Source organism: Lysinibacillus sp. 1 U-2021 (genome assembly GCF_029916965.1).
Taxonomy (GTDB): Bacteria; Bacillota; Bacilli; order Bacillales_A; family Planococcaceae; genus Lysinibacillus; species Lysinibacillus capsici.
This window is the reverse complement of record NZ_CP123966.1, coordinates 1,985,992-2,006,610: the sequence shown is the minus strand read 5'-3', so window position 1 is coordinate 2,006,610 and position 20,619 is coordinate 1,985,992. Positions and strand designations below refer to the sequence as shown.

At 36.9% G+C, this 20,619-nt stretch carries 20 protein-coding genes and 1 riboswitch; of the genes, 19 read left to right on the top strand and 1 reads right to left on the bottom strand.

The genetic code is table 11. The features are described from left to right. Nucleotides 1–106 precede the first annotated feature (106 nt). Nucleotides 107–248: riboswitch (cyclic di-AMP (ydaO/yuaA leader) on the bottom strand. Nucleotides 249–501: 253 nt separating this feature from the next. The 13 genes from rpsU to recO all read left to right on the top strand — a co-directional run bounded on the left by rpsU (nt 502) and on the right by recO (nt 12,149). Then, nucleotides 502–675 (top strand): 30S ribosomal protein S21, encoded by a 174-nt coding sequence (rpsU, locus tag QH639_RS10190; RefSeq protein ID WP_004227078.1) that lies wholly within the window; start codon nt 502–504, stop codon nt 673–675. Nucleotides 676–987: 312 nt separating this feature from the next. Further along, a complete protein-coding gene (locus QH639_RS10185; RefSeq protein WP_131520553.1) occupies nt 988–2,316 on the top strand; it encodes an NfeD family protein in 1,329 nt (442 codons plus the stop codon). Between the two features lie 3 nt (nt 2,317–2,319). Next, the gene (gene floA / locus QH639_RS10180; protein WP_004227087.1) at nt 2,320–3,324 is read left to right on the top strand and encodes a flotillin-like protein FloA; all 1,005 of its coding nucleotides are present in this window, start codon (nt 2,320–2,322) and stop codon (nt 3,322–3,324) included. A 26-nt stretch (nt 3,325–3,350) separates the two neighbouring features. Continuing rightward, nucleotides 3,351–3,827 (top strand): hypothetical protein, encoded by a 477-nt coding sequence (locus tag QH639_RS10175; protein ID WP_131520554.1) that lies wholly within the window; start codon nt 3,351–3,353, stop codon nt 3,825–3,827. Nucleotides 3,828–3,882: 55 nt separating this feature from the next. Next, on the top strand, nt 3,883–4,143 hold the full coding sequence (locus QH639_RS10170; protein WP_048392190.1) for a hypothetical protein: 261 nt from the start codon (nt 3,883–3,885) through the stop codon (nt 4,141–4,143). Continuing rightward, entirely contained in the window at nt 4,133–5,245 is a 1,113-nt protein-coding gene (locus QH639_RS10165; protein ID WP_131520555.1) for a sporulation protein YqfD, read from the top strand. The genes QH639_RS10170 and QH639_RS10165 overlap by 11 nt, the downstream gene beginning before the upstream one ends. Before the next feature lie 2 nt (nt 5,246–5,247). Beyond that, nucleotides 5,248–6,204 (top strand): PhoH family protein, encoded by a 957-nt coding sequence (locus QH639_RS10160; RefSeq protein ID WP_016994096.1) that lies wholly within the window; start codon nt 5,248–5,250, stop codon nt 6,202–6,204. Nucleotides 6,205–6,761: 557 nt separating this feature from the next. After that, nucleotides 6,762–8,882, top strand: a complete 2,121-nt coding sequence (locus tag QH639_RS10155; RefSeq protein WP_237898269.1) for an HD family phosphohydrolase — start codon at nt 6,762–6,764, stop codon at nt 8,880–8,882. An 8-nt stretch (nt 8,883–8,890) separates the two neighbouring features. Beyond that, a complete protein-coding gene (ybeY, locus tag QH639_RS10150) occupies nt 8,891–9,364 on the top strand; it encodes an rRNA maturation RNase YbeY (RefSeq protein WP_048392192.1) in 474 nt (157 codons plus the stop codon). Beyond that, complete coding sequence (locus tag QH639_RS10145) at nt 9,365–9,715, top strand: diacylglycerol kinase family protein (protein WP_131520557.1); 351 nt, start codon at nt 9,365–9,367, stop codon at nt 9,713–9,715. It abuts the gene before it with no gap. Between the two features lie 59 nt (nt 9,716–9,774). Continuing rightward, nucleotides 9,775–10,188, top strand: coding sequence for a cytidine deaminase (locus QH639_RS10140; RefSeq protein WP_131520558.1), 414 nt, complete (start codon nt 9,775–9,777; stop codon nt 10,186–10,188). Beyond that, on the top strand, nt 10,175–11,092 hold the full coding sequence (era, locus tag QH639_RS10135; protein ID WP_131520559.1) for a GTPase Era: 918 nt from the start codon (nt 10,175–10,177) through the stop codon (nt 11,090–11,092). Before QH639_RS10140 ends, era begins: the two co-directional genes overlap by 14 nt. 271 nt (nt 11,093–11,363) lie before the next feature. Beyond that, on the top strand, nt 11,364–12,149 hold the full coding sequence (gene recO, locus QH639_RS10130) for a DNA repair protein RecO (protein WP_048392194.1): 786 nt from the start codon (nt 11,364–11,366) through the stop codon (nt 12,147–12,149). 24 nt (nt 12,150–12,173) lie between these two features. On the opposite strand, the gene QH639_RS10125 is transcribed toward recO, so the two are convergent. Next, entirely contained in the window at nt 12,174–13,574 is a 1,401-nt protein-coding gene (locus QH639_RS10125; protein WP_131520560.1) for an S-layer homology domain-containing protein, read from the bottom strand. Nucleotides 13,575–14,895: 1,321 nt separating this feature from the next. Here QH639_RS10125 and QH639_RS10120 point away from each other — a divergent pair. The 6 genes from QH639_RS10120 (at nt 14,896) to QH639_RS10095 (ending at nt 20,547) form a co-directional block, all read left to right on the top strand. Continuing rightward, complete coding sequence (locus QH639_RS10120) at nt 14,896–15,108, top strand: hypothetical protein (protein ID WP_131522427.1); 213 nt, start codon at nt 14,896–14,898, stop codon at nt 15,106–15,108. Nucleotides 15,109–15,623: 515 nt separating this feature from the next. Continuing rightward, on the top strand, nt 15,624–16,394 hold the full coding sequence (locus tag QH639_RS10115) for a macro domain-containing protein (RefSeq protein WP_259420374.1): 771 nt from the start codon (nt 15,624–15,626) through the stop codon (nt 16,392–16,394). 30 nt (nt 16,395–16,424) lie between these two features. Further along, nucleotides 16,425–17,372: an ADP-ribosylglycohydrolase family protein gene (locus tag QH639_RS10110; RefSeq protein WP_281116020.1), complete on the top strand. Its 948-nt coding sequence runs from the start codon at nt 16,425–16,427 to the stop codon at nt 17,370–17,372. A 29-nt stretch (nt 17,373–17,401) separates the two neighbouring features. Continuing rightward, complete coding sequence (locus tag QH639_RS10105) at nt 17,402–17,785, top strand: SMI1/KNR4 family protein (RefSeq protein ID WP_281116019.1); 384 nt, start codon at nt 17,402–17,404, stop codon at nt 17,783–17,785. Nucleotides 17,786–18,061: 276 nt separating this feature from the next. Beyond that, a complete protein-coding gene (gene comX, locus QH639_RS10100) occupies nt 18,062–18,220 on the top strand; it encodes a competence pheromone ComX (protein ID WP_131522431.1) in 159 nt (52 codons plus the stop codon). Further along, nucleotides 18,193–20,547 (top strand): sensor histidine kinase, encoded by a 2,355-nt coding sequence (locus QH639_RS10095; protein WP_227745004.1) that lies wholly within the window; start codon nt 18,193–18,195, stop codon nt 20,545–20,547. The genes comX and QH639_RS10095 overlap by 28 nt, the downstream gene beginning before the upstream one ends. Nucleotides 20,548–20,619 lie beyond the last annotated feature (72 nt).

The following is a 20,619-nucleotide window of genomic DNA, read 5'->3' as shown; positions in this document are numbered from 1 at the left end:
CTCAATTCTGAATAGTAAACAACTGTTTGTTAGATGGCATAATAAAAAGACCTACGATTAGAGCATGAAAAGGGTAGAAAGCATGCTAATAATGGTGGTCAATAACGACCTCCTTCGCTTTAGCCGACGAAGTTAGCTGACGGGTAGGATGGCGAAAGAGCTTTCTCATCCCTTCTGCTAAAGCAGAATTAACCCCAAAAGATTGGTTCCTCCGTTCTCAAATAGTTGAGATTTGGCCGATATGAAATTGAATGTGATTTATTCTACGCCCTTATTCTATTTTTTGTAAACCCCTTAATTGTTAAGAAAATGTAATTATTTTTATTGTGGGCGAATTGTGTATGAATAATTCGAGCAAAAATAAAACCAAAAATTCACTTGATAATTTCGCATACTTTCTATTGACCATTATTAGACAATACGATATAATTTTTTAGTACACAACAGAAGGTGATTTGCCTAATTGTGTATTGACGTGTGTTCGGAGGGAGGGAAAGAGAGATGTCAAAAACTGTCGTTCGCAAAAACGAATCGCTTGAAGATGCTCTTCGCCGCTTCAAACGTACTGTATCAAAAAGTGGTACAATTCAAGAAGTTAGAAAGCGCGAGTTCTACGAAAAACCTAGCGTAAAACGTAAAAAGAAATCAGAAGCTGCACGTAAACGTAAGTGGTAATTTAATTTCCCATTAAAAATCCCTACGTTCATAACACGCAATTGTATGATTCACTGAGCAGACAAAGTTATACCTGAAATTAATCACATTTTTGATTAATTTCAGGTATTTTACATTGCTCAACTTTACGTACATATGAAAAAGCCGAATGAATCAAAATGATTTCATTCGGCTTTTTTTCGCATACTAAGTGTTGATAATTGGGATTAGATCTAGTGATAAATAAGTGAATAAATTTTTAAGATTTGTGAAACTTTTCGCATGATTGACCGTATATACAGAGGAGAGGCATGTTAGAAGGGAGGGGAAAAGATGCGAAAACGGAGAATCCTCAGCTATTTACTAGTGATATGGATGACTTTTTTGTTAGCGTTTCCATTAACTTCGGCTTTTGCCAGTAATAAGGTTTATCATGTTCCGATTCGTAATGAAGTAGAGCGAGGACTTCATGCATTTTTAGAACGAGCTTTTAAAGAGGCTGAAGAAAACAATGCAGAGGCAATTATCTTAGAAATACATACGCCTGGCGGTTTTGTGAATGCAGCAAGCGATATCGCCATGCTTATGGATGCAACGCAAATAAAAACGATTGCTTATATTAATAAGGATGCGCACTCAGCAGGAGCGTTTTTAGCCTTACATGCGGATAAGATCTACATGGTTCCAAATGGAACAATTGGTGCAGCAGCAGTTATCGATTCAGCAGGTAATGCAGCCGACCTAAAGGCCAATAGCGCTTGGCTTGCTCAAATGAAAGCAGCAGCAGAAACGTCAGGGCGCGACCCTAAATATGCATTAGCAATGGCAGATACCAACTATGAACTACCAGAATACCGTGCTGGCGGAAAGAATTTGTTAACCCTATCAGCCTCAGAGGCAGCAAAGGTTAAATATTCTGAAGGGACGGTTAAAGATTTTCAGGAGCTTTTAGAAGTAACCAACTTGAATGGTAGTGATGTTGTTCCCATTGAACCAACCTTTTCTGAAAAGTTAGCTCGTTTTATTACAAATCCCATCATTGTACCTATTCTATTGTCTATCGCTAGCTTAGGACTTGTGATGGAGCTTTATTCGCCAGGATTTGGTGTTCCAGGTATAATGGGCTTATCAGCACTTGGTTTATTTTTCTTTGGACATATGGTGGCCGGCTTTGCGGGATATGAAACATTATTGTTATTTATTGTTGGCTTAGCCCTTTTAATTGCAGAGTTTTTTGTCCCCGGTGGAATTATTGGTATTTTAGGTGGTGTCTTAATAGTACTAAGTCTGATACTGGCAGGTGCAAATATGATGCAAATGATAGTAGCAATTCTCATTGCGCTTGTGATAGCGATGATAGGAATGGTGATTCTGATGAAATTTTTCGGAAAAAAACTGCATGTCTTAAACAGGCTTGTGTTAATGGATGCAACCACGACAGAAGAAGGGTATGTATCCAATGTGAATCGCACAGAACTGTTAGGAAAAATTGGGAAAACGCTTACGCCACTTCGTCCATCTGGAACAATGGTACTTGGTAGTGAACGCATTGATATTGTATCAGAAGGTGGCTATATCGATGTTAATCAACATGTAGAAATTATTAAAGTTGAAGGCTCACGCATTGTTGTGAGACAAACAGATAAAGAGATGGAGGAATAGAAAATGGGTTTTGATTTAGCTTTGATTGGTCCTATTGCTGGACTAGTTATTTTATTCATTGTGCTTGCGGTATTCTTTACCTTTGTACCCGTAGCATTGTGGATTTCTGCATTAGCAGCAGGTGTACGTGTGAGTATTTTCACATTAATTGGGATGCGCTTACGTCGTGTTATCCCGTCTCGAATTGTTAATCCGTTGATTAAAGCACATAAAGCTGGTTTACCTGTAACGATTAATCAGTTAGAGAGTCACTATTTAGCAGGTGGTAATGTTGACCGTGTAGTGAATGCCTTAATTGCGGCTCACCGTGCCAATATAGAGCTGTCATTTGAACGTTGTGCAGCAATTGATTTAGCTGGGCGTGATGTATTAGAAGCTGTTCAAATGTCTGTTAATCCAAAAGTTATTGAAACACCGTTCATTTCAGGTGTAGCAATGAACGGGATTGAAGTAAAAGCAAAGGCTCGTATTACCGTGCGTGCCAACATCGAGCGTTTAGTCGGTGGTGCTGGTGAAGAAACAGTTATTGCTCGTGTTGGTGAGGGGATTGTTTCAACTATCGGTTCAGCGACACATCATACAGAAGTTTTAGAAAATCCAGATATGATTTCGCAAACAGTATTATCTAAAGGGTTAGATTCAGGAACAGCCTTTGAAATCTTGTCCATTGATATTGCCGATGTAGATATCGGTAAAAATATCGGTGCAGAATTACAGATTGAACAAGCACAAGCAGATAAAAACATTGCACAAGCAAAAGCCGAGGAACGTCGTGCTATGGCTGTTGCAAATGAGCAAGAAATGATTGCACGTGTTCAAGAGATGAAGGCGAAAGTAGTAGAAGCAGAGGCAGAAGTACCACAAGCGATGGCTGAAGCCTTACGTTCCGGTAATCTTGGTATTATGGATTATATGAACTATCGTAATATCCAAGCGGATACAGCGATGCGCGATTCGATTTCAAAAGTGAGCACAGATAAACCTGAAACAAATGAACCTAATGCTTAATAACGGAAAGGAGCAGAACTAATAATATGGAACAATTAATACTCTTTGCCATAATTGCCATAGTCAGCTCTATTTTCGGAAAATCAAAAAATAAAAAGCCTCAGAAGCAGATGCCTCCTTTTAATAAAGATACCGTGGTAGAGCCTCCAGTTACGGAGAAAGCGCCACATCGGACTGGGAAAGCACAGAGTTTTGAAGATTTTGCACGAGAATTTATAGGAGATTGGATTCCAGAAAATGAGAAAGTCGAGGAACCTAAAAAGTTTGTTGAAGCACAAGTGAAAAAAGAAATGCCAAGCTATGTTGCCCCAACTGTCATTCCCGCAGATATCCCTAGCCGTTCTTCTAATCGAGAAGGTCGAGGACGATTAGCTGCTGGAAAAAAGGAAGTGCAATCAGTTGGCACAAATTCGACTTTACAACTACCTCAATCTAAAAATGATCTTATGCAAGCAATCGTGATGGCTGAAATATTAGGTCCACCGAAATCAAAAAGAAAATAACTAGCATGTCCTCCTTTTTCGATGCATATATTGCCGAAGAAGGAGGCATTTTTTTATGAAAAAATTATTTCAATTAACGCCACTACTTGAGTTGTTAGAATACGAATCATTAAAAATTATTGGACCCTACCGTTTTATTCATGCAGATGCGACGACCTGTTCGTTTGTCTATGCAGATTATCATATTACTGTCAATGCGGATTCAGTGACAATCAATGCGCTCAAAGAAGAAATGCTACATCTCACTGTTGACAATCTACAGGAGCTTCATATGAAAATGACAAAGAATATGGGTGTGAGCAAAAATGTGGAATAATCGGCCAATTATTATACGTATAAAGCGCCATGAAAATGTTCATCCTTTTATTCAAGCATTGCACGCTCAACATGTCCCATTAAAGCGTGTTGTCTTTCGTGAGCAGGAAGTTTCCTTTGAAACGACGATGCATTATCTACCAAAAATTCGCCGTGTACGAAGACGTTTTCGCTTAAAAATGGCTGTATTTTATGCAGATGAGCTTCAAGTTTTTCGAGCGCAAATTTGGACTTTATTGGGCTTAGCCTTTATGATTGCTATTCCAATTCTTTGTGCACAAGTCATATGGCGAGTGGACATAGAAGCCGCAACACCAGAACTAGAGCAGCGTTTAGGTAAGACCTTTCATGAAACCTTTCAATTAGAAACCCCTTTATCTCAAAAAAGGTTACCTTCCAATACGGTTATACGACAAAAACTGTTAGAGCAACACCGAGAGCTATCATGGGTTCATATTGATAAACATGGCGGACGAGTAATTTTGAGACCACAAGAATCACCTAAACAAACAGAGCAAACAACTGATAAATTAGCCTCCCATATAGTAGCAACGAAAAGTGGTGTCATTACACATTTTAATATACAGCATGGCGAGCGAAAAATTTCAGTAAATGATACAGCCTACGAGGGTGACGTCCTCGTAAGTGGGGTATTAGAAAGTGGTACAGATCAAGTTTTTGTAGGGGCGAAGGGAGAGGTTTATGCAGACTATTGGCTTGAATGTTCATTTAAAATTCCAACAAAAATTACTGTGGAAACCTTGCAGCAAAAGCAATGGCGAGTGTTGATAAAGGGTATACATCAGGAAAAGGTGGATTATGTACAAAGAAAAGATTTACCGAATTGGCTATCCCCCTATGTTTCAATTGTAGAGGAGCAACAGACGAAAACGATGCAAGTAGAGTTAGATGAATCGAAAATTGAGTCATTGCTGATTCCTTTATTGCATGAAAAAGTATTACGTTCGTTACCTGCAAAAACAATCATCAAGAAAGAAAACCTTTTACAGGCAAAGTGGGGGAATGGTACAGTTGAAGGGAAAGTTCTATTTTTAGTCAATGAAAACATTGCAAGTCCAATACAAGGCCTACAAGGAGAATGATTATGTCAGAACAGTTAACTGTATTACAGGTGGATAATCCAAATGAAGCGGTTATGCTACTAGGTATTTCCGATGCAAATATGAAATTAGTTGAAGAAGCACTTAATGTTCATATCATTACGCGTGGTGAACAAATTCAACTTGCGGGTGAAGAAAATGCTAAGGAACAGGCAACATTTCTTCTGCATGCTTTATTGAAGGTCATTCGCAAAGGAATTAATATTGATCAACGTGATGTCACAACAGCTATTGAAATGACACAAAAAGGAACAATCGAGTATTTTGCAGAACTATATGATGAAGAAATAGCACGCACGACGAAAGGTAAGTCAATTCGTGCAAAAACAATTGGTCAACGAGAATACATACAAGCAATCCGTCATAAAGACGTTGTTTTCGGTATTGGTCCAGCCGGTACTGGGAAAACGTATTTAGCGGTAGTCATGGCAACACAGGCACTTAAAAACGGCCATGTTAAGAGAATTATTTTAACTCGTCCTGCTGTTGAAGCTGGAGAATCTCTAGGCTTTCTTCCAGGGGATTTAAAGGAAAAGGTCGATCCATATTTACGACCTCTCTACGACGCTTTAAACGACATCTACGGCTCGGAACAGACACAGCGGCTAATTGAACGCGGAACAATTGAAATCGCCCCTTTAGCCTATATGCGTGGCCGTACATTAGATGATGCCTTTGTTATTTTAGATGAAGCACAAAATACAACACATCAACAAATGAAAATGTTCCTAACTCGTCTAGGCTTCGGCTCTAAAATGGTCATCACAGGTGATAAAACACAAATCGACTTACCCAAAAATACAGAATCTGGCTTGATTGTAGCAGAACGTACATTAAAGTATGTTAAATCTATTCATTTCCAAGTACTAGAACAAGGCGATGTCGTACGTCACCCAATCGTAGCCAAAATCATTCAAGCCTACGAAGAACAGCAACTTTAGAATTGCGTAGCAATTCTAAAGTCTGCCCCGAAAGCGAAGCGACAGGGGCAACGAGGTTTAAAGTCAGCCCCGAAAGCGAAGCGACAGGGGCAACGAGGTTTAAAGTCAGCCCCGAAAGCGAAGCGACAGGGGCAACGAGGTTTAAAGTCTGCCCCGAAAGCGAAGCGACAGGGGCAACGAGGTTTAAAGTCAGCCCCGAAAGCGAAGCGACAGGGGCAACGAGGTTTAAAGTCTGCCCGAAAGCAAAGCGACAGGGGCAACGAGGTTTAAAGTCTGCCCCGAAAGCGAAGCGACAGGGGCAACGAGGTTTAAAGTCTGCCCGAAAGCGAAGCGACAGGGGCAACGAGGTTTAAAGTCTGCCCGAAAGCGAAGCGACAGGGGTAACGAGGTTTAAAACATCCGTATAGTTAAAACCTAAACCACGAATTTAATCAAAATATGGAAAAAAATGTGACAGCTATGCGAAGATGCATAGCTGTTTTTTGCTTTCTTATACATTTTTCGAGAAAAATGTATGCTGAATTGGTATGATAGTAGGTAGATAGAGGAGGTGCCAGATGGAGAAACAACTTCGAAAATTTACAGAGCTTATCGGTTTTCGCTACTTTCTTATCATCATTCTCATTTTAACAGGTGGCCTACAATTTGGGTTCATGTATGGCGATGTTAAAGGGGTTACATATGATTTCAAACCATTACAGCTTGCGCCTGAAACCGTACGATCTACTAAAACGATTGAAGACACTTATAAAACACAGCTAGAGCGAGAAAAAGCTGCCAATGCAGTGGATTCAGTCTATCAATTTTCGGAGGATGTCGCCAAGCAAAGAGCAGCGATTGTAACATCATTATTTGATTATGTTTTGGAAGTGAAAAAAGATGTTGCTAATAGTAAGGAACCTATTCCTATTGCAGATCAAGTTACACAGCTTCGAAAAAAATTTGAATCCATTGACGAAGACCAGATGCCGTTAATTTTTACAGATTCTCAGCTCGAAGGTCTGTTAGTGCAAAGTGAAGATGATTTAACTAGAACAAGTACGCAATTATCTAAATTTGTAGAGGAATATTTACAAAAATCCATCCGACCCGAGAACGTCTTTGTTGCACAAAATGATTTTGAGACAAAGATTCGTGGACAACGAGGATATCCTGATAAAATATTCAATACAGTCGTGTTAATAGGACGTACAAGCATTATTGAAAATGAAACAATTAATGAAGAACAAACAAAGATCCGAAAACAGCAGGCCAAAGAAAGTGTAGAGCCAACACGAATTTTACAAGGTCAGATTATTGTTCAGGAAGGCCAAGTTATTGACAATGAGGCTTATAGACAATTAGAGCTATTAGGGATGGTTAGTAATAAAGCCTCCTTGAAGCCTATTGCAGGGCTTATTATTTTAACGCTACTGCAAATGATGTTTTTGTATATTTTATTTGAGCGTTGGGAGACGAACGAACGAAAAAAACGTAATGCACTGTTAGTGACAGTGATTGTTTATAGCTTGTCTATTTTGCTAATGAAATTTATTAGCTTAGTTTCTAGTGGCTTTGATGTGACGATTGCCTTTTTATTCCCGACAGCACTTGCTACGATGCTTGTACGATTGCTAGCAGATGAGCGAGCTGCTGTATTAATTACAGTTATGACGGCTGCTTCAGCAGGAGTAATTTTTCAAGAAGGCTATTCTTCAGTTATGCAAATGGAAATTACGCTGTATATTATATTCGGAGGGTTTGCAAGCCTATTCTTTTTGCGTAGTGTGGAAAAACGCTCACATATTTTACACGCGGTTGGTGTGATTTCGCTTGTAAATATGGCATTTATCGCGTTTTATTTGTTAATGACACAATCATCCTATGGCTTACCAGAGTTAGCATTTTACTTAATAGCAGCGATGTTATCTGCCTTACTTTCAGGGGCATTAACGATGGGACTTTTACCATTCTTTGAATCGGCGTTTAGCTTGCTTTCGTCTTTGCGCTTAATTGAGCTATCCAATCCCAACCATCCATTATTAAAAAAATTATTAATGGAAACTCCAGGGACATATCATCATAGTGTGATGGTAGCGAACTTAGCGGAAGCTGCGTGTGAAGAGATTGGTGCTGACGGTTTATTAGCACGTGTGGGTTGTTATTATCATGATATTGGTAAAACTAAACGACCTTCCTTTTTCATCGAAAATCAGATGTCGGGCATCAATCCGCATGATTCGTTACCACCTGAAACAAGTGCAGAGATTATTATCGCCCATACGACAGATGGTGCCAATATGTTAAAACGTTATAAAATGCCCCAAGAAATTATCGATATCGCTTTACAACATCATGGCACAAGTTTGTTAAAATTCTTCTTGTTTAAAGCAAAGGAAGAAGGAAAAAATATTGATGAGTCAAAGTTCCGATACCCAGGGCCCAAACCACAAACAAAAGAAGCAGCTGTTATAAGTGTTGCGGATAGTGTCGAGGCAGCAGTACGTTCTATGAAAGAGCCAAATGCAGAGAAAATTCAGAAGCTAGTACGAGCGATTATCGATGATCGCGTCCAAGATAATCAGTTTGATGAATGCGATATTTCAATAAAAGAGTTAAAATGTATAGAGAGAGTTCTTTGTGAAACGTTGAATGGGATATTCCATTCACGTATTGAATATCCAAAGGCAGATAAGTAGGAGGATCTATGATTTTAACAATTGATTTTACGGATGAAACAAATGAAGTGGGAGCACAACATATCGAACTTGTTGAAAAGCTATTACAGCATGCTGCAAGTGTAGAAAATATTGAGCCAGAAACAGAGGTTTCAGTGACGTTTGTTACAAACAAGGCAATACAAGATATTAATCGTGAATATCGTGGCAAAGATCAGCCAACAGATGTCATTTCCTTTGCACTAGAGGAGCTAGGGGAAGGAGAAATGGAAGTTACTTTTGAAGGTATGCCACGTGTATTAGGTGATATCATTATTTCGACTGATCGTGCAAAAGAGCAGGCTGAGGAATACAATCATTCCTTTGAACGAGAATTAGGCTTTTTAGCTGTACATGGTTTTTTACATTTACTTGGTTATGACCATATGGAGCCAGAAGAAGAGAAAGTGATGTTTGCAAAGCAAGATGAGATTCTCCAAACTTTTGGCTTAGGTCGAGACTAGATGAATTTGCGAAAATACTTGCGATCTTTTGGCTATGCTTTTGAAGGCATCATAACTGCAAGTAAAGAACAAAATTTTAAATCACATATAGTAAGTGCAATCATTGTTATACTGGCTAGTTATTTGACAGGTTTATCTCGTATGGAGTGGTATATTGTGCTACTATTAATAGCACTAATGTTTGCACTGGAAATGATGAATACAGCTATCGAACGGGTAGTCGATTTAGCTTCCCCGGAGATACATCCGCTTGCTAAGCAAGCAAAAGATATTGCAGCAGGTGCAGTGCTTGTATTTGCGCTATTCAGTGCTATAATCGGATTACTCATCTTTCTGCCAAAATGGTTTTAATGGAAATGAGTGTCTTCTAATTGAAAATAAACCATAAATGTGAGGGAGAATTAGTATAGATGACAATGGATATGCATGCATTATTAGAAGAATCAAAAAAGGCACGTGAAAAAGCCTATGTTCCTTATTCAAAATTTAAAGTAGGGGCAGCTCTACTAACAAAAGATGGAGAGGTTATTCACGGCTGTAATATTGAAAATGCAGGCTATAGTATGACAAATTGTGCTGAGCGTACAGCGTTTTTTAAGGCAGTATCGGAGGGGATTTACGAATTCGACGCCATTGCCATTGTAGCTGATACGGATGGGCCATGCGCCCCATGTGGAGCATGTCGCCAGGTCATGATGGAGTTTTGTGCTCCAACTATGCCTGTCTATTTAACGAACTTAAAAGGTGATGTGACGGTAACATCAGTAGGCGAATTACTACCGTTTGCATTTACGACGGAGGATTTAGAGAATGCAGGAAACTAAAAATGGCTATAAATCAGGCTTTATCTCCATCATTGGTCGTCCAAACGTTGGCAAATCGACATTTTTAAATCGTGTCATTGGCCAAAAAATTGCGATCATGAGTGATAAGCCGCAAACAACACGAAATAAAGTACAAGGCGTACTGACAACAGATGATAGCCAAATGATTTTTATTGATACACCAGGTATTCACAAGCCAAAGCATAAACTAGGCGATTTCATGCTGAAGGTTTCTAAAAACACATTGCGTGAAGTGGACGTTATTATGTTTATGGTTAATGCTGAGCAAAAACTCGGTAAAGGTGATGAATTTATTTTAGAAATGCTAGCAGGAAATCCAACACCTGTCTTTTTGGTCATCAATAAAATTGATGCCATTCATCCAGATGAACTAATGGGAATTATTGAAAGCTATAAAGAGCGTTATGACTTTGCGGAGATTGTACCGATTTCTGCGCTACAAGGCAATAATGTTGAAAATTTATTAGTGACCTTGGCGAAGTATTTACCAGAAGGACCACAGTATTACCCAGCAGATCAAGTGACAGATCATCCTGAACGATTTATTATCTCTGAACTTATTCGTGAAAAAGTCCTACATTTAACGCGTGAAGAAATTCCCCATTCTATCGCAGTGGTAATTGATAAAATTCGTCGTGATGAAGAAAATGATGATAAAATTCATGTAGCGGCTACGATTATTGTGGAGCGCGATTCTCAAAAAGGGATTGTTATCGGAAAACGTGGAGCCCTGCTAAAAGAAGTAGGGACACGTGCGCGAAAGGATATCGAAATGCTTTTAGGGTCTAAAGTTTATTTAGAGCTATGGGTAAAGGTGCAAAAAGATTGGCGTAATAAAGCTACACATTTACGCGATTTTGGATTCCGTGATGATGAATATTAAGTTTTTTCCTGGCTTATCAAATGAGTTGTACCGTTCGTGAAGTGAAGAATTCCACTTTTTGTGGACATGAACATATGTTTTTCCGTCAGTGTTCATTGCAAGTTGAATCAGGAATAGACGCCAAATTTTGACGTGACGGTTTCAGGTTCACTTCTTCTTGTAGGCACAAAAGGATCTAGCAGTATTTGATCATTTTTATTTTTGAGCTGTCCAAAATTATTTTGGGCAGCTTTCTTTTCATGGATTGTTCTTTTAAGAAAGGAGGGGGATTATGCTTCATAAATGGGAGGGGATTGTATTAAAGGTTCGCGCTTATGGGGAATCGAATAAGATTGTTATTTTGCTAACTCGGGAAGCTGGTAAAGTGGCTACGATGGCTAGAGGGGCAAAAAAACCTTCTAGTAGATTGGCTTCCATCACGCAACCCTTTACCTATGGGATGTTTATGGTACAACATCATACAGGCATGGGAACTTTGCAACAGGGAGAACATTTAAATTCCATGCGCCATATTCGTGAGGATATTATGGCTACTGCTTATGCTAGCTATATTATGGAATTAGTGGAGCGAGTTGTGGAAGAAGGAAAGCCAGAGCCATTTGCGTTCGATGTTTTACTACATGCACTACAAGCAATTGAGGATGGCTATGATCCTGAAGCTATTACGCTATTTGTTGAATGGAAAATGTTGCCCTATACAGGTGTACAACCTATTTTACATGCCTGTGCTGCGTGTGGCGCAGTAGATGGGGAATTCGCTTTTTCCTTTGCTCAAGGAGGATTCTTATGCCATCGCTGTTATCAGCATGACCCCTATATCATTCGCTTAACGCCAACACAGCTGAAACTTATCAGGATGTTCTACACCGTTCCTATCGACCAAATTGGGAAAATAGAACTAAAAAAAGAAACAAAATATTTCATTAAAAAAATTATAACAACCATTTATGAAGAACAAACCGGTATTCGGTTTAAGACGAGAAAATTTATAGAGCAACTAGAACGTACCCCTGAACTGCAAATACGCTCGAAAGACAAAATGCCAGATGAATCATAATGTTCATCTGGCATTTCACGTTATTTAAAATTCATCCTCATCCTCTGTCACTAAAAAGGCCCAGTGTCCAGCAATTTTTTTACTTTCAATATAAAGGTATGCTGTTTCATTGTTTTTACCTGTTAAATGGAGAATCGCTAGACCTTCAGCTTTTGGCGTAATATGTAGTTGCCCGTCAAGAATTGTCGCTTTTACAGGCACTGGCTCAAAACCAAAGCTTTCGAGTGCTACATGTGTTGGTTCGAAAGGTAATTCTTGCGCTGTCAGTATTAATTCATCTGTCAAATGATATAAATCAATGCTGCGAACAAAATCATAGGAATACACATCTGCGGCCATCTTTTGTTGTTGCGTCCCATCTGAAAATGTAACAATGTATTGTCCATTTTGCGAGATGGACAGTGTTTGATCTTGTTGATTAAAGTTATAGAAATTTGAAGCGAGTGGCTGTCCATTCGCATTTTGAACCGTCACCTCTGTTGGCATGAATGGTAATTTGCTCTCAGACAAATCGAGTGGTAAATTTTCGATATAATCATCTTCTTTTACTTCTTCAAGTGTTACCTTCAGCTTACCATTTACATTTTTGACATGTACTAAATAAAAAATGTCAATAAAGTCCTCTGAATCATCAGTCAATCCAGTAATCACTAATTTACCCGTACCTTCTTTTATAGGGGTAATCGTGATAGACTCTGTCATATCTTCCTCTTCATTCCATGTGAAAATATCCTCTGCTGGCTCAAGACCACCATAAGAAGCAAAAATATAGTCCTGTTTAAATTGACTTGCATAGACGGTTGCATTGCCTAGCAACTTTTCAGCTCGTACAACAAAAGCAGCCAGCTGAGAGCGCTTTACATTGCTTTTTGGGCCGAAAGTCGTTGCAGATGTTCCTTTGGTAATCCCATTTACAAACAATGCTTTAATATGAGGCTCAAATTCATTCCCCTTTTTAACGTCTGTAAATGGTAATTGCGTGTTACTCGTACTTGTTAATCCAAAGCCCTTCGCAATCATTTTAGACATTTGCTCGCGAGTTATATTTTGAGTAGGGTAGAAATAACCATTTGCACCATTAATAATGCCAGCATTTGCTAATGCTGCAATGGCTCCGTAGTTTTCATCGCCAGGTTTGATGTCTTTGAATTGGGGGTTTTTTACGTGAACTGTATCTAACTTTAAAATACCTGCTAAAATCTTCGCAGCCTGTGTACGTGTAATAGGATTAGCGGGTTTAAATGTCCCATCCATATAGCCTGAAATAATGCCACGCTCTGCTAATTGAATAATAGCCTTACCTTCTTCATTGGTTGGGTTGATATCAGGAAAAAATGATGCTGCGTGTGCGGGTGGTGCGATAATAATCGCACTTGTTGCTAAAGCAGAAGCCATAGCTAGTTGAAATAAACGTTGAGACTGCAATTAAATTCCTCCAAAAAGTACAATAGAAAATTTTATAGTATATATGTTTCTGGTCAGACCTTCCTATGTATCAGTTCAAACTTCCGGACGAATGAATGTTAAAAGGTGATATGTCTTTAGCCTGTTAATTATTCTTTATTTAACAGCTAATACTAACTATAATAACTTATTTATACCAAATAGATGGAACAACGCATAGAGGGAATTTCATCCATATCATGACGTGTTTGGTAATCACCAATACCTTAAGTAAAAAGGGGGAGCTAAAACTAATTAACTTGCATAGCACAGAACTCGCTTCATTTTATCTTTTAAATAAAAAGAAATACCTTTGATTTTATAGGAGGATGCAACTAGATTACCTTTCTTTTTAATGAATAAATTTCAATTTTTACAAAATAAAATTATTGCGTAAATTTAATTTTATTTGTTATTTTTCCGTCTTTAAATGAATTCCTGTTGGTACAAAGATTTTTTCCACCAAAGAACGAGGAGATATTTTAATTGTTGAATCTGAAGGAGAAATCAAAAAATATCTTGCAATTGTTGAAGGGTAAACAAAATTCCTTGTTCAACAAACGTGGTGCTTTAATTGAATAGATGAATGATGTATCCATCTCATACGAGGTGGTCTTTTTTATTTATACATTGCCGAAAATTAACAGTATTGTATTGTTTTTTGGGAAATGCTTTTTTGTTTGTTTTACCAAATAAGACTCATGGAAATCAAATTATAGGTCGTTTACGTTCGTTTAAGATGGTTATTTTATTCAAGGTTATTATACTCATACTTTGATTTTAAATGGCTTAAGACGTATGGAGGCTTAGAATATTTTGTTTATCATAAGAAGTAAAGATTAAATTCTGATGCTATTTATGCAGAATTTTATACATGCTGCGATTGGTGATCCAATCGAAAAACATTGTTAAATCAACGATGTATAACCTATGGGTATTTATCGCGAAAACTCCAAATCTATAAAATTACAACAGTCATTGTAGCGAGGATGTTCGGGGGCATTTCCCATTTTGTATACAGCTTGGGCTTTTTTTACGAATAAGACTAAATATGTATGAACGTGAATAAAACCTTTTTAAAACCTTTTTTTAGGAGGTTGTTAAATCAAATCGAAATTCCCCTTTATAGAGTGTTGCAACAAAATATTGCATAACTTTAGGAGGAACTATCTTATGGCTACAAATTATACTTATTCAAGCGAACTTTGGATGATGGGTCGCCCCTTCGTTCACATGATTAAAACACCTTTATCTAACATTTGCACAGAAACAATCTGTAAACCCTTAACGAGTACATCGTATTATGGTATCAATGGCGGTTTTTTACAACACTCAATCTTACGATCAAACACCTACATCTTCTAGCTCTATCTGTGTTGACGTTAATGAAATTGGAAATTCAATTACTGTGAATGGTAAAACATTCGCAAAAAACCATAACTATAACTTAAACGCTTCAGGTAATCAAACTGCTAAAAAAACAATGGTGATTTACAAAGATGCAAATGGCTCATAAAAAGCTACCTACCGTAACAGCTTCACGTTATACAATCTCAAATGAGTTCCCGAAATTTGAATAAATTATCGGTGGAACATCTTATACATTAGCAGATTGGGGCGAAAAGGCGTATTACGCTCCACTTCCTCGTACAGTATTAGCTTGGAAGGGTGCAAATGCTTATTTCTTATACCGTAGCGTCGATGATGTAGGCAATCTATATGAAACAAAAGACAAAAAAGATCGTGTTTATGGTGCTGGTGGTAGATTACTAGAAACACTCTTACAAATGACTGCCCACTTGAAAATCCAGCATATAGTTATGCAAAGAAAGATGCTGAGGTTTTCATATTAGGTGAAATACCTAGAAATGCTATACTATTCATAAAAAGGGAAAGTGTCTTTAAATTATGAAAATTGATTATGGAAGTGGTTTTGATTGTTAAATATATGCGAATTAAAGTTTTAGTCGAAACAGGACTTTTATTATTGGTTGAAAAATGTATTTGGATATTCCAAAATGGAGGTAAACAGTGGTAGAGAGTCACGCAAGGACTAGTAATAGTCTATTATACTATAAATGTGATAATATTGAATTTTTAAAAGGTTATGGACAATTATATACAGAATTTGATGATGGCGTTGCAACTAGGCAGATCAACATAATAAATAATGATATATATAGTTCTTCATCATTGCACGATTGGAACGAAGATGTTGGATCTTTATTGTATGACGGACATATCGAGAGTTTAGATTTAAGCGATAGTGTACCTATTACTCAATTAGAATTTGAGAATAAATGGCAGGAGGGAATTGTAGCTAACAATTCTCACATAAACTACTTAAAGGGTGATGCTTCTCTTCCTTTCGAAGAACATACACTCATCATTCATGTTGTTAATATTTTAGGAAAATGGGGAAAAGGCTTTGTTTTATCTTTATCAAAGCAATTCCCTTTTGCCAAAAATGAATATATAAAATGGTCGAAGGATAAAGAAACTTTTGGGTTAGGAGAGGTTCAGTTTGTATGTGTAGACCAGCAGAAAGCTACTTTTGTTGCCAATATGCTTGCACAGCATGGTGTGAGGAAAAATGATAAAGATCGTACAGCCTATATTGATTATGATGCGCTTCGTTTATGTTTAAGAAAAGTTGCGAGATTTGCATTAAAAAATCGATTATCGATACAGATGCCTAAAATTGGTTCAGGTTTAGCAGGAGGGGATAGGAGAGAGATTGAAAAAATAATAAATGAGGAATTGATTTATTATAAAATTAAATGTACTGTTTTTGAATTGTGATAAATTAAATAAAAGTTAGGGGTGGCATCAATGGTAGATACAAAATTGAGGGAGCGAGTGTTTGACACTTTATACGGCGGGATTATTGGTGATCTAATGGGCGTACCTGTTGAGTTTAAACAAAGAGGAACTTTCCATGTGCAAGATGTGATGGGGTATGGTACTTATAATCAGCCACCTGGCACTTGGTCTGACGATACTTCGCTAACACTCTGCTTGGTCGAGAACATTATTGAAAATGGGGATACCAAAACATTAATGAACAAATTTGTACAATACATGGAGCAGGGCTATCTTACACCATTTGGCGAAATGTTTGATATTGGAATAACTACAGCAGAAGCCGTTTCCAACTATAAAAAAGGTGTTCCGCCAGCACAATGTGGTAAAACGGGCGAGTTTGATAATGGCAATGGTACACTAATGAGGATAGCTCCTTTAGTATTCGTGGTCATGCATGAGTTAGATTTTGCTAAAAGAAAAGATTTAGTACATCAATATACAGAGATTACTCATGGTCATCCGCGTTCCATAGTAGGATCCATTATTTACATTGAGCTATTATTAAGCTTATACCGAAATAATTCACTAGAAGTGGCCTTAAAAGAGGTTTTTGAACTACTTCAAAATAATTTACAACATGAAATGAAAGCAGAGTTAAATGCTTATGCAAGGATTTTTCATGAAAACTTTTTAAATACGCCTGAAGACGAGATTCAATCGAGTGGCTATATTGTTCATTCGCTAGAAGCGGCTATTTGGTGTGTAGGTAATTCTACAACATTTAAAGAAGCGATTCTGACGGCAGTTAATTTAGGAGAAGATACGGACACCGTTGCAGCAATTACAGGATCGATCGCGGGAATGTATAAACAGTTGGACAATATTCCAGAAGAATGGTTAGGTAAAATTGTCAGTAAACAAAAGGTTGATGCCTTAATCCTGGCGTTTTATGAATTTTGTGCAGCGCAGACGTAAAAAAGTTTATTGGAAAGGACGGTGACGACATGTTACCTATACATAATAGCTATACGGCATATCCTCCAGCAACAGATCGCCAAATTTTACACATAGAAAATAAGTTGAATTGCCAACTTCCGAGTGCGTATACACTTGTATTAAAGGAAAGTAACGGTTTATCGTTTACGAATGGTGTGTTCATTTATGGTACAGAGGAAGTAATAGAAAGAAACCAGACTTGGGAAGTGGAGGAATATGCAAAAGGCTATATTGCAATTGGTGATGATAGTGGAGGAATGGTCTTTTTAATGGACATAAAGGCAGAGGATTATCGTGTTTTAGCAGTAGATAGTGGTGATATGAACCCGGAGCATGCAACATTGATTACTTGTGATTTATGCAAGTGGCTACAAGAAGGGTGTCAGTATTAGCAAGAGAGACAAATGAAAGGCTTCTTCCTACTAGAAGGAAGGAGCTTTTTATTTGTTTCTATGTCTAGTTTTGGAGAAAAATAATTGAAAATAAAGCAAAATTATTACGTATTCTATTATTTTTTGAATTTTTTAGAAAATAATGTTGAATTATTGGAAAGAGGTAGTATAATGAAAATATAGTTACATAAATGGTTAATAATTCCTTATTAAGAGGAATTATTGGCAAAAAATAGTGACTATAAACTTAAAAAATGAAGAAATGAGGCGATTTTAATGATTAACATGATTCAGTATTTAGAGCAAAATCCGACGTTGGTGACATTGTTAAAAGAAAAAAAAGCTTCTCTCATTGGTGTAACAGCATTAGAACAAAAGGCAATATTGGATTCGTTTGATGAAGATGTATGTTTAGAAAATCGCGTTTGGTACTAAAATATTTAAAAAATAAATGGTTTGGGCTTGCTATAGGATTCTATTTAATTTCAGGTATTTATTTACTTTATATTACTTATAGCACGCCCTTTTTAAATATAGAATTAGAAAAAATAAATGATAATTGGACAATAACGGATTCTTACTATAAAAATTGGGCGTCTAAGCATAAAATTGTTCCTGGAGATATTGTTTTATACGTTGATAATGTTAAAATAAGTAATTTATCTTATATATCCTTTGATTCTGCCATAAGAGCAGCGAAAGAAATTACAATTCAAAAGTCGGATGGAAGGATAGTCTCTATACAGATAAAAAATCTAGATATTCCTCAACAATTTTACTATTTATTGATAATACCAGCTTGTTATTATTTTCTAACATTATTCATTACAATATACTTATATTCTAAAAGAATTAACCAAAAACTTACTAATTTACTTATATTATTTATTCTAAGTGTTTCTTTAGCCTATGTAAGTATTGGTGCTTCAGGACGTTTAGATAATATAGGTATGATTATTAATCGTAGTAGTTTACTTCTGTGTTTAGTCATTTTATTGCTCTTTTTAAAAGAATATTTTTTGTTTTTAGATATAAAGTGGTTATTCTTAAAAAATATAAGAAATTTCTTTGTTTTACCTTTTTTGGCTGTTGCAATGAGTGTTTTTAGTATTTTTTATCCATCAATTAATCCGATATTATCTGAATTGATACTATGGCTATTTTTTCTATTAATACTATTGAATCTTGGAATTTTAATTGTAGGTTTTTTTAAGTATAAATCTTCCCATCTAAAGCTTTTATTAATGAGTATAATTATCCCATTTCTGCCTTTTTTATTTTTATATGCTTTACCTCAAATTTTTGTCAATGAACAACTACTTTCTGCTGATATTTGTTCATTATTTCTTTTACTAATTCCATTCAGCTTCATTTTTACACAACTCACTGAACGTATTTTTGATATGGAGTATTTCATTTCTCGATTGCGTTATTATTTTAATTTCTCATTTGGCTTTACGATATGGCTGTTAATCGGTTTATATTTATTTGCAGATTTATCAGTTTCGCGTATGACAGAGATTTTCTTTTTTGCCTTTCTATCGTTAATGGCGTTGTTCTACATTAAAGAGCGGATTGATTATCGTAAGCGGAAAATTTTATTTTCTACAAAAGGCGACTACATCCACCGTTTGTATACGACCGTTGAGAGTATTGGTAGAGTGGTGAAGATTGAGGACTTATTGGAGAAATTTGTACAAGAGGTTGTGGTGCAGCTTGAAATGGAAAGTGTGTATGTGCTCACATATGATTTTCAAACACATCAAGTTACCTTAACCAATAAATCCAAAGAATACACGCAGCATCAAATAGATGAGGTACTAGTCGAAAGATTAGGCTTGGGAGATATAAAAAAGACAGATCATTTCTATATCGCCTTTATTCATCAGGATGTGAACTTTAAACGAATCCTTGTTGTGGATCATAATAAAACGATTTATCTCAAGGACGAGGAACTGCTATGGCTAGAATTATTGCTACTCTATTTAAATAATTTTATCGAAAACACAAAAATGGTTGAGGAGCTTTTAAATCAGTTAAAGCATATGAAAGAAGCTGATAATCGACAGCTACCATGGCTCAATAAATTGCTTTGGCTAAGGTTTGAGGAAGAAAAATATCAGTTAGCACAGGAACTTCATGATACGATTTTACAAGAGCAACTGCACATTGCAAGGGAAATGGATGTCCTCATGCATACAAAAGAAAAAGAGGAGATCCCATCTAAACTTATAAAGCTTCATGAACATATGATTATCTCTCTGAATGATTTGAGGGGCTACTGCGAAAACTTAAAGCCACCTCTATTAGATACATTGGGCTTAAATGCAGCCCTTGAAAAATTAATACAAAAAATTCATAAACGGGCTAATTTTGTTTTGATCTATACAATTGACCGCCTCTATTTAGAGGATGAGCGCTTAAATTTAATGATTTATCGGCTGTTCCAAGAACTATTAAACAATGCGTTAAAACATTCCTATGCTAATACAGTTGAAATACATTTACTAGGCACCGAAGAGGGATTCCAAATTTTGTATAGCGATGATGGTGTTGGTTGTAATATAGATGATATTCTACTTGCCGATTCTATGGGCATACAAGGCATGCAGGAGCGCGTTCAAGCTTTTAATGGGAAATTCGCATTAAATAGCAAAGTAGGAGAAGGGATGACGATTCGTATCCAAGTAAGTGAAACCCAGCATACGAATCCCTATACCTATAAGACCCTGACCCGACCAACTTATATGATACGAGGATAACCAGATGAAGCGGAAGCAAAAGTGCATATATTTTTTTAATACCTTTTAATCTCTTCGTAGAGGCTACGAATG

Coding starts and splice junctions, on each gene's coding strand:
- rpsU (WP_004227078.1), top strand. CDS start 502: ATGTCAAAAACTGTCGTTCGCAAAAACGAATCGCTTGAAGATGCTCTT.
- QH639_RS10185 (WP_131520553.1), top strand. CDS start 988: ATGCGAAAACGGAGAATCCTCAGCTATTTACTAGTGATATGGATGACT.
- floA (WP_004227087.1), top strand. CDS start 2,320: ATGGGTTTTGATTTAGCTTTGATTGGTCCTATTGCTGGACTAGTTATT.
- QH639_RS10175 (WP_131520554.1), top strand. CDS start 3,351: ATGGAACAATTAATACTCTTTGCCATAATTGCCATAGTCAGCTCTATT.
- QH639_RS10170 (WP_048392190.1), top strand. CDS start 3,883: ATGAAAAAATTATTTCAATTAACGCCACTACTTGAGTTGTTAGAATAC.
- QH639_RS10165 (WP_131520555.1), top strand. CDS start 4,133: ATGTGGAATAATCGGCCAATTATTATACGTATAAAGCGCCATGAAAAT.
- QH639_RS10160 (WP_016994096.1), top strand. CDS start 5,248: ATGTCAGAACAGTTAACTGTATTACAGGTGGATAATCCAAATGAAGCG.
- QH639_RS10155 (WP_237898269.1), top strand. CDS start 6,762: ATGGAGAAACAACTTCGAAAATTTACAGAGCTTATCGGTTTTCGCTAC.
- ybeY (WP_048392192.1), top strand. CDS start 8,891: ATGATTTTAACAATTGATTTTACGGATGAAACAAATGAAGTGGGAGCA.
- QH639_RS10145 (WP_131520557.1), top strand. CDS start 9,365: ATGAATTTGCGAAAATACTTGCGATCTTTTGGCTATGCTTTTGAAGGC.
- QH639_RS10140 (WP_131520558.1), top strand. CDS start 9,775: ATGACAATGGATATGCATGCATTATTAGAAGAATCAAAAAAGGCACGT.
- era (WP_131520559.1), top strand. CDS start 10,175: ATGCAGGAAACTAAAAATGGCTATAAATCAGGCTTTATCTCCATCATT.
- recO (WP_048392194.1), top strand. CDS start 11,364: ATGCTTCATAAATGGGAGGGGATTGTATTAAAGGTTCGCGCTTATGGG.
- QH639_RS10120 (WP_131522427.1), top strand. CDS start 14,896: ATGGTATCAATGGCGGTTTTTTACAACACTCAATCTTACGATCAAACA.
- QH639_RS10110 (WP_281116020.1), top strand. CDS start 16,425: ATGGTAGATACAAAATTGAGGGAGCGAGTGTTTGACACTTTATACGGC.
- QH639_RS10105 (WP_281116019.1), top strand. CDS start 17,402: ATGTTACCTATACATAATAGCTATACGGCATATCCTCCAGCAACAGAT.
- comX (WP_131522431.1), top strand. CDS start 18,062: ATGATTAACATGATTCAGTATTTAGAGCAAAATCCGACGTTGGTGACA.
- QH639_RS10095 (WP_227745004.1), top strand. CDS start 18,193: ATGTTTAGAAAATCGCGTTTGGTACTAAAATATTTAAAAAATAAATGG.